Genomic DNA, 8,759 nt, shown 5'->3' on the forward strand with positions numbered 1-8,759 from the left:
GTTGCAGCGGCAATGCAGGCGGCGATTTCAGGATTCTCCTCCCATTTTCCGTCCGATCGCGGGCGCTCCCTTGAGGCTGTTGCGGTGGTTGGTGATCCACCGCACGGTCTCTTCCCAGGGCATCGGTTTGGCAATTCCATAGCCCTGAACATGGTGGCAGCCCAACTGCGCCATCAGCGCATACTCGCCGGGGGTCTCGACGCCCTCGGCCAAAGTTTCCAGGTTCAGGCGTTCGGCCATCGTCAGTATCGCGCCGACGAGCTGTTGCTGTTCAGGGTCCTTGTCGGCGTTGGTGACAAAGGACCGGTCGATCTTGATGCGGTTCACGTTGAAACGTTTGATCGACGCGAAGGCCGCATGCCCGGTGCCAAAGTCATCCAGATCGATATGGCAGCCCATGGCGGACATCTGCGCCACGTTGCGCGCAATGATATCGTCGGGATGCCGAGCGAACACTGTCTCGAGAACTTCGACAGCCAGCCGCTCCGGGGTCAGGTCGTACTGGTCCAGTTCCCATTTGAGGCGGTCGATCAGCTTGGGGTCGCGCAGTTCCTCCGACGAAAAGTTGATGCCGATTCTGGGCACCACCGCCCCCGCGCGATCCCAATCGCGCATGGCCGAAAAGGCCTGGTGTCGAATGGCCTGGCCAAGCATTCCCATCAGGTTGGCCTGCTCTGCGAAAGGCAGGAAGACCTGCGGGCGCAGTACCCCTTTGGTGGGGTGATTCCAGCGCGCCAGAGCCTCGAAACCGGTTACGTCCCCCGTATCGGTCGAAACCTGTGGCTGGAAACAAGGCTGGATTTCGCCGTTGTCCAGCGCCGCCTCAAGCTCTTTGCGGAGATTGACATGGATCAGAGACCGGCGCCGGGTCTCGGTGGAAAAGGCCCGGATCGTCGACGGCCCGTTGCGCTGCGCTTCGGACAGCGCGGCCTGTGCGGCCTCGATCCAGTCGGATGCCGGTCCATCGGGAACCATTGACTGCAGGCAGAACCCGATCGAGCAGGACAGGTAGACGCTGACGCTGTTGAGCGGAACGGGTTCCTCGACAACGCTCTGAATGCGGCCCGTTGCCTGAATGCAAGCCTCGAGCCCGAGCTGCGTGGAGGGGTGCATGCCAATCAGGAACGTATTTCGGGAAATGCGGGTCGCGACGTCCTGACTGCGTATGACCGATAGAACCCGGTCGCCGAATCGCTGTGCGATTAAATCGGCGGCGGCGGAACCGTGCAGTTCCTGAAGGTCGTCGAACTGATCCACGGCGACGACCAGACAGGCGGCATCGCACCCGGTCTCCCGCGCCGCCAGGTGCATCTGCTCCAGCCGGGTTCGGAACGCGTCGTTGGAAACCAGGCCCGAGATATTCTGGCCGTCGGGCAAGGTATTGTCAGTCAGGCGCAGGGCGATCAGAAAGGCCCAGGGCAGGCCAAGGGCCGCGACGATCAGCGCGGTTTCTCCACCCAGCCAGAATGCGGCGAGGCTGAGTGCGGGAACGAATGCCAGCCCCTGCGGAATCGAGAGAACGGTCAGCAGCGCGTGCCGGATCTGTCTGAAGAAAGTATGGGTCCGCATCGGGTTTCGGCCCTCGTCCTTGGCGTTGTCGTGCAGGGCGAGGGTAGAAAACCAATCTGAGTCAGAAGTTAACGCAACCGCGGTATTTCGCCCTGATCATCCGGTTTTTTTCGGGGTTTCAGCGAAAGGCCGGCAAAGTCGAAGAGATCAGGGTCTAGCAAGTGGGACGGACGCGCATTGGTCAGCGCACGGAACATCACCTGCCGGCGGCCGGGACTGTTCTTTTCCCATTGGTCCAGAATCTGTTTGACCTGCTGGCGTTGCAGGCCGTCCTGGCTGCCGCACAGGTCGCAGGGAATAATCGGATAGTTCATCGCCTTGGCGAATTTCTCGCAATCGGCCTCGGCCACATGGGCCAGAGGGCGATAAACGAACAGGTCGCCATCCTCGTTCACCAGTTTCGGGGGCATGGTCGCCAGACGGCCGCCGTGGAACAGGTTCATGAAGAAGGTTTCCAGGATGTCATCGCGGTGATGACCCAGCACCACAGCCGAGCACCCTTCCTCGCGCGCGATCCGGTACAGGTTGCCGCGGCGCAAGCGCGAGCACAGCGCGCAATAGGTGCGGCCCTGCGGCACCTTGTCGACCACGATGGAATAGGTGTCCTGGTACTCGATCCGGTGCGGCACGCCCATGCGTTCCAGAAACTCGGGCAGCACGGTGGCCGGAAAGCCCGGCTGCCCCTGATCCAGATTGCAGGCCAGCAGGTCCACGGGCAGCAGGCCGCGCCACTTCAGCTCGTACAGAACGGCCAGCAGGGTATAGCTGTCTTTGCCGCCCGACAGGCAGACCAGCCAGCGCGGCGGCTTGCCATCCTTGTCATGGGCCGACGGGTCAACCATGCCGTATTGCTCGATCGCCTCGCGCGTCTGGCGCACGATGCGTTTGCGCAGCTTCTTGAACTCGGTGGTCGAGGGCGCACCGGCAAACAGCGGATGGATATCGTCGGCTTCGTCGAACATGCGCAGCCCCTACCGCAGATGCGCCGACCGAGCAAGGCCCGCCTAGCCGGACAGCCGGCCCAGCAGGGCGTCGGTGTCCAGCCCCGAGACCGATCCGGGTATGCGCCCGCTTTCGCCCAGAACCCGCGTGGCAATATATCCATCGGCCACCGCACCGGGCGCGTGGCGCAGCAGCAGTGCGGCGGTCAGCAGATGCGCGGTGGCCTCGGCGAACCAGCGGGCCTCGGCCTCGGGGGGCAGGGTGGGCCAACGGTCGCGATGCGCCTTCAGGGCGGCGTCATAGCGGCGGTCGGCTCCGGTTGCCGCGTCCAGTTCGGCCTGTACTGTCTGGCCGGCCAGCGGGTCGCGCGCAAGGCTGCGTAGAATGTCCAGGCAGATCACGTTGCCGGACCCCTCCCAGATGCCGTTCAGCGGCGCTTCGCGATAGATCATCGGCATCGGCGTGTCCTCGACATAGCCCATGCCACCCAGCACCTCCATCGCCTCGACCGCAACGACGGGGCAGCGCTTGTTCGACAGGAACTTGGCCAGCGCCACCCCGATCCGGGCAAACGCGCGGTCTTCGGCGGTGTCCCCGTCAAAGGCGCGTGCCACGCGCAGGCCCAGGGTCAGGGCGCCTTCCCAGTCCAGCGCAAGGTCGGCCAGAACGGCACGCATCAGCGGCTGGTCGATCAAGCGGCGCTGAAAGGCGCTGCGGTGGCTAACCCAGTGATGCGCTTCGGACAAGGCCGCACGCATCAGGCCGGCCGGTGCCATCGCGGTGTCGAGCCGGGTGTGATGCACCATCTCGATGATCGTGCGTACGCCGGCCCCCGCGTCCCCCAGTTGATAGGCCAGCGCGTCGTGGAGCTCGACTTCGGACGAGGCGTTGGCGCGGTTGCCCAGCTTGTCCTTGAGGCGCATCAGGTGGATGGCGTTGCGCTCGCCCTCCAGCCAGCGGGGCAGCAGAAAACAGGTCAGCCCGCCCGGAGCCTGCGCCAGCGTGAGGAACCCGTCGGACATCGGGGCCGAGCAGAACCATTTGTGGCCGCGCAGCCGCCAGGCCTCACCGTCACGGGTGGCGGTGGTGGTATTGCCACGCACGTCCGAGCCGCCCTGTTTCTCGGTCATCGCCATGCCCAAGGTCGCCGAGCGTTTTTCTCCGATCGGGCGGGGGGCTGGGTCATAGGTGTTGGCGGTCAGTTTCGGGCGCCAGATATCGGCCAGTTCGGGGTTGGCGGCCAGCGCCGGCACGGCGGCATAGGTCATGGTCAGCGGGCAGCAATGGCCCGGCTCGACCTGGCTGGCCAGATAGACCATCGCGGCATGAGTGGCGTGACCGCCCGGCGCTCCGTCCCAGGCCAGCGCGGCATAGCCTGCTGATTGGCTCAGCTGCATCATGTGATGATAGGCCGGGTGGAACCGCACCTCGTCCAGGCGGCGGCCGCCCCGGTCGAAGAGGCAGAGTTCGGGCGGGTGCAGGTTGGCGTCGCGCCCGGCGTCGCGCGTTTCGGCCCGGCCCAGAGCGGCCCCGTAGGCGGCCAGCGGGGCCGTCCGCGCCCCGGCGCGCGTGGCACAGTCCCTCAGAACCGGGTCCGAGGCCCACAGGTCAACGTCGCCGCGCTCGGGCGGTTGGTTCGTCACCTCATGCGTGGGCAGAGACTGGCGGGCGTTGGATCTGGACATGGGCGCCTCGGACGGTTGTTGATGAAGCCGATGTTCAGCGGCGCACCCCCCTTGGGTCAAGCGTGACGGGGTGTCAGATCAAGGCGCGTCGTGGGTGTCGTCGGGCACCGGGTCATAGCCGTCACCCCCCCAGGGGTGGCAGCGCCCGATACGGCGCGCGGCCAGCCAAGCGCCCTTGATCGGACCGTGCTTTTCCAGCGCTTCCAGCGCATAGGCCGAGCAGGTCGGCTGATAGCGGCAGTTGAACCCCACCCAGGGACTGAAGATCAGCCGGTAGGCCCGGATTGGCAGCGCGAGGATATGGGCAAGAGGGGTCATTTGCGCGGGCTGTGGATCTTGCGCAGGGCCTGGCGCAGATCGTCCAGCAGAGCGCCGAAGGGGCGGGCGGCGGTCACCTCGACCCGACCGATCAGGACGTAATCCCACCCGTCCCGGCCATGGTCCGGAAGAACGGCGCGGGCCGCCTCGCGCAGCCGGCGCTTGGCCCGGTTGCGGGCTACGGCATTGCCGACCTTCTTCGAGCAGGTGAACCCGACACGGATGCCCTCGGCCTCATCTGGTGCGCGCTTGCGGGCTTGCACCATCATGGAAGGCGTGCCCTGTCGGCGCGCCCGTGCGGCCCTGAGGAAATCGCTGCGCTTGCGCAGTACCGACAAGGCAGGCGCGCAAACGGACACCGCCGGGGGCATATCCCCGGGGTGGTCAGTGCCATCCACAGGGGCCTCCGGCGGCGTCATGTTCAAAACCTGAAAGGTCGCGCGGTTTATGCGCTCAGCGACTTGCGGCCGCGGGCACGGCGAGCGTTCAGGATCTTGCGGCCGGCCTTGGTGGCCATGCGCGCGCGGAAACCGTGGCGGCGTTTGCGAACCAGGTTCGAAGGCTGATAGGTGCGTTTCATCGCTCCGTCTCCAATCTTTGGCGGTCGGGTGCGGCGCGGATTCGCCTGCCCGTGGTGTTCGAAGCCCGTCCTCTACTGGGAACCGGCGGGCAAGTCAAACCCCATCGCAGCGGTTTTCGTGCCTTTTGCAACAATTCTGCCGGGCGACCAGCTAAAAGTTTCAGAATCAGCCCGAGGACGGCGGATTTCTCACATTGAACCGGTGCGTGTTCAACCCGGCGTGAGGACCCTGTTGCACAGAAGGCCAAGCGCGCATCTTGTGGGGCAGATGAAGCATTCGAAACTTGACGACGAAATGACCGAAACCACCCAGGTGCCGCGCAGTGGGCTGGCGCGACATATTCCCCTGATCGTGATCCTGACGGTTGCCGTCGTCGGGTTCTTTGCGCTGGGCGACTACCTGACTTTTGAAACCCTGCGCGACAATCGCGAGGCGCTGTTGGCCTGGCGTGATGCCAACTACTGGTCGTTGGTGGGGGTTTTCATCCTGGTCTATGTCCTGATCGTCACCTTTTCTTTGCCCGGTGCGGCCGTGGCCTCGATGACGGGCGGGTTCCTGTTCGGGCTGTTCGCGGGCACCGTGTTCAACGTATTTGCCGCAACCTTGGGTGCCTCGGCGATCTTTCTGGCGGCCCGCTGGGGTTTGGGCGAGGCGTTGACAGCGCGGCTGGAGGCCTCGGAAGGCACCGTCAAGCGAATCAAGGACGAGTTGCGCGAGAACGAGATCCCGGTGCTGTTCCTGATGCGGCTGGTGCCGGTGGTGCCGTTTTTCGTTGCCAATCTGATCCCGGCGCTGGTGGGGGTGAGGTTCCGGAACTTTCTGCTGACCACGGCGCTGGGCATCATTCCGGGCGGCATCGTCTATACTTGGATCGGCGTCGGCCTGGGCGGCGTGTTCGACCGGGGCGAGACGCCGGACCTGTCGCTGCTGACCGAGCCCTTCGTGATCGGCCCGATCCTAGGGTTGTGCGCGCTGGCGGCTCTGCCGATTTTCCTCAAAACCATTCGCGGCCGAAGGGGCCTTTGATCCATGCAAGACCTCAAGACCGACATCCTGGTGATCGGGGCCGGGTCGGGTGGCCTGTCGGTGGCCGCTGGGGCCAGCCAGATGGGCGCCGACGTGATCTTGCTGGAAGGGCACAAGATGGGTGGCGACTGCCTGAATTATGGCTGCGTCCCGTCCAAGGCCCTGCTGGCCAGCGCCAAGCTAGCCCATGCACAAAGCCATGCCGCGCCGTTCGGCGTTGCCGAACACGCGCCACAGGTGGACTATGCCGCCGCAAAAGACCATGTGCGGGACGTGATCGCGCAGATCGAGCCCATGGACAGCCAGGAACGGTTCGAAGGTTTCGGCGTGCGCGTCATTCGTGACTGGGGGAGCTTTCTGTCGCCCACGCAGGTTCAGGCCGGCCATTTCGTCATCACCCCCCGTCGCGTGGTGCTGGCCACGGGCTCGTCGCCGCTGGTGCCGCCGATCCCGGGGCTGGATGAGGTGCCGTATGAGACCAACGAGACCATCTTCGACCTGCGCGACAAGCCCGACCACCTGCTGATCATCGGCGGGGGACCTATCGGCATGGAAATGGCGCAGGCGCATGCCCGGCTGGGCTGCAAGGTGACGGTGATCGAAGGCGCGCGGGCGCTGGGCAAGGATGACCCCGAGGCGGCCGCAGTGGTATTGGAGGCTCTGCGCGCCGAAGGGGTCGAGGTTCTGGAACACGCGATGATGGCCCGGGTGCGCGGGAAGGCCGGAGCGGTCGAGGTCGTCACCGAGGACGGCGCGGTCCACGCGGGCTCACACCTGCTGCTGGCGGTGGGACGCAAGGCCAACATCGACCGCCTGAACCTGCAGGCTGCCGGCATCGACCAGACGCGCACGGGCATCAAGGTGGATGACAGCCTGCGCACCACCAACCGCAGGGTCTACGCGATCGGCGACGTCGCGGGCGGGCTGCAGTTCACCCATGTGGCGGGGTATCATGCCGGGGTCATCATCCGGTCGGCTCTGTTCGGGCTGCCGTCCAAGGCCAGGACGTCGCATATCCCCTGGGCGACCTATACCGACCCCGAACTGGCTCAGGTTGGTCTGACCGAGGCGCAGGCGCGCGACCGCCACGGCGACAAGGTCGAGATCGCCCGGTTCGACTATGCCCACAACGATCGCGCCGTGGCCGAACGCAAAACGACCGGGTTCATCAAGGTCATGGTCGTCAAGGGGCGCCCGGTGGGGGCCACAATCGTGGGGCATCAGGCGGGCGAATTGATCAACTTGTGGTCTCTGGCGCTGACCAATAACCTGAAGATGAGCCAGATCGCGGCGATGGTGTCGCCCTATCCCACGATCGGAGAGCTTAACAAACGGGTGGCGGGCGCCTATTTCTCGCCAAGACTGTTTGAAAATCAGATGGTTGAACGGGTGGTCAGGCTGGTCCAGCGTTGGCTCCCCTGATCGGGAAAGGAGCGCCACTTGAACTCGCTGTCGGGTCGTTTCCTGATCTTGACGACGGTCTTCGTGATGTTGGCCGAGGTGCTGATCTTCGTGCCGTCGATCGCGCGCTTCCGCGAGGATTTCCTTCTGAACCGGCTAGAACGCGCCCAGATCGCCTCGCTGGCGCTGCTGGCCGACGACATGCTGGCCGAAGAGCTGGAGGCCGAGCTTCTAGCCAATGCCGGGGTCTACAACGTGGTGCTGCGCCGGGACGAGGTGCGCCAGCTGATGCTGTCCTCGCCCATTCCCGGCGACGTGTCCAAGACCTTTGATCTGCGCGAGGCGGGGCCGTGGGTTCTGATCCGCGATGCGATGCTGCGGCTGTTCACCCCCGAAAACGAGATCATCCGCGTGATCGGCCAGCCGGTCCGAGACGCCGGCCTGCTGATCGAGGTCACGATGGATACGGCGCCCCTGCGGATGGCGATGATCGATTACGGTCTGCGTATCCTCGGCCTGTCCTTCGTCATCTCGATCATCACCGCGTTTTTCCTGTTTCTGGCTGTGCGGGTGGTCCTTGTTCGCCCGATCAAGGGCGTGGTGGGCTACATGCAGCGCTATGCGCGTGCGCCCGAAGACGCGCGCGGGATCATTTCGCCCCAGTCAAAGGTGACCGAACTGCGCGAGGCCGAGGAAGCCCTGCAGATGTTGCAGACCGACCTGACCCAGGCCCTGAAACAGCGCGAGAGGCTTGCGCAACTTGGTGGTGCGGTGGCCAAGGTCAGCCACGATCTTCGCAACATCCTGACCTCGGCCCAGCTGTTTACCGACCGGCTCGAGTCCAGCGAAGACCCGTTGGTGCGTCGCATGGCGCCCAAGCTGGTCAACTCGATCACCCGCGCCGTTTCCCTGTGTGAAAGCACGCTGGCCTTCGGCCGCGCCGAAGAGCCGGCGCCGACGCTGACCATGGTGCGCCTGCGCAACGTGGCGGCGGATGTGGTCGGCAGCGAGGCGCTGGCCGTAGACGACGCGCGTATCGAGATTCGTAACGAAGTTCCCGAAGACATGGTCATTCGCGCTGACCCCGAACAGATGTTCCGGGTTCTGATGAACCTCGTACGCAACGCCCGACAGGCGCTGGTGGCGTCAGGGCAGCCGGGCCGGATCACCGTGTCCGCGCGCGAGGACGACGACGCCTGGCTCATAGACATCGAAGACACCGGTCCGGGACTGCCGC

At 65.1% G+C, this 8,759-nt stretch carries 9 protein-coding genes; 3 read left to right on the forward strand and 6 right to left on the reverse strand.

Features of this window, described 5'->3' with window-relative positions:
* Positions 1–27 precede the first annotated feature (27 nt).
* The 6 genes from AC2FMM_RS15680 to rpmH all read right to left on the reverse strand — a co-directional run bounded on the left by AC2FMM_RS15680 (position 28) and on the right by rpmH (position 5,094).
* On the reverse strand, positions 28–1,569 hold the full coding sequence (locus AC2FMM_RS15680; RefSeq protein ID WP_496797046.1) for a putative bifunctional diguanylate cyclase/phosphodiesterase: 1,542 nt from the start codon (positions 1,567–1,569) through the stop codon (positions 28–30).
* A 68-nt stretch (positions 1,570–1,637) separates the two neighbouring features.
* Positions 1,638–2,531, reverse strand: a complete 894-nt coding sequence (ttcA, locus tag AC2FMM_RS15685) for a tRNA 2-thiocytidine(32) synthetase TtcA (protein WP_496797047.1) — start codon at positions 2,529–2,531, stop codon at positions 1,638–1,640.
* Between the two features lie 42 nt (positions 2,532–2,573).
* Complete coding sequence (locus AC2FMM_RS15690) at positions 2,574–4,196, reverse strand: acyl-CoA dehydrogenase family protein (protein WP_496797048.1); 1,623 nt, start codon at positions 4,194–4,196, stop codon at positions 2,574–2,576.
* Between the two features lie 78 nt (positions 4,197–4,274).
* Positions 4,275–4,514, reverse strand: a complete 240-nt coding sequence (gene yidD, locus AC2FMM_RS15695; RefSeq protein WP_496679150.1) for a membrane protein insertion efficiency factor YidD — start codon at positions 4,512–4,514, stop codon at positions 4,275–4,277.
* Positions 4,511–4,933: a ribonuclease P protein component gene (gene rnpA, locus AC2FMM_RS15700; protein ID WP_496686700.1), complete on the reverse strand. Its 423-nt coding sequence runs from the start codon at positions 4,931–4,933 to the stop codon at positions 4,511–4,513. The genes yidD and rnpA overlap by 4 nt, the downstream gene beginning before the upstream one ends.
* A 26-nt stretch (positions 4,934–4,959) precedes the next feature.
* Positions 4,960–5,094, reverse strand: a complete 135-nt coding sequence (gene rpmH, locus AC2FMM_RS15705; RefSeq protein ID WP_005980833.1) for a 50S ribosomal protein L34 — start codon at positions 5,092–5,094, stop codon at positions 4,960–4,962.
* 268 nt (positions 5,095–5,362) lie between these two features.
* Here rpmH and AC2FMM_RS15710 point away from each other — a divergent pair, with 268 nt between their 5' ends.
* The 3 genes from AC2FMM_RS15710 to AC2FMM_RS15720 form a co-directional block, all read left to right on the forward strand.
* Entirely contained in the window at positions 5,363–6,121 is a 759-nt protein-coding gene (locus AC2FMM_RS15710; protein ID WP_496797049.1) for a TVP38/TMEM64 family protein, read from the forward strand.
* Positions 6,122–6,124: 3 nt separating this feature from the next.
* The gene (locus AC2FMM_RS15715) at positions 6,125–7,543 is read left to right on the forward strand and encodes a dihydrolipoyl dehydrogenase family protein (protein WP_496797050.1); all 1,419 of its coding nucleotides are present in this window, start codon (positions 6,125–6,127) and stop codon (positions 7,541–7,543) included.
* Positions 7,544–7,609: 66 nt separating this feature from the next.
* The coding region (locus AC2FMM_RS15720) for a sensor histidine kinase (RefSeq protein ID WP_496797052.1) at positions 7,610–8,759 on the forward strand (1,150 nt) is incomplete at its 3' end.

The sequence above is a fragment of the Ruegeria sp. BHSC043 genome (assembly GCF_059612985.1).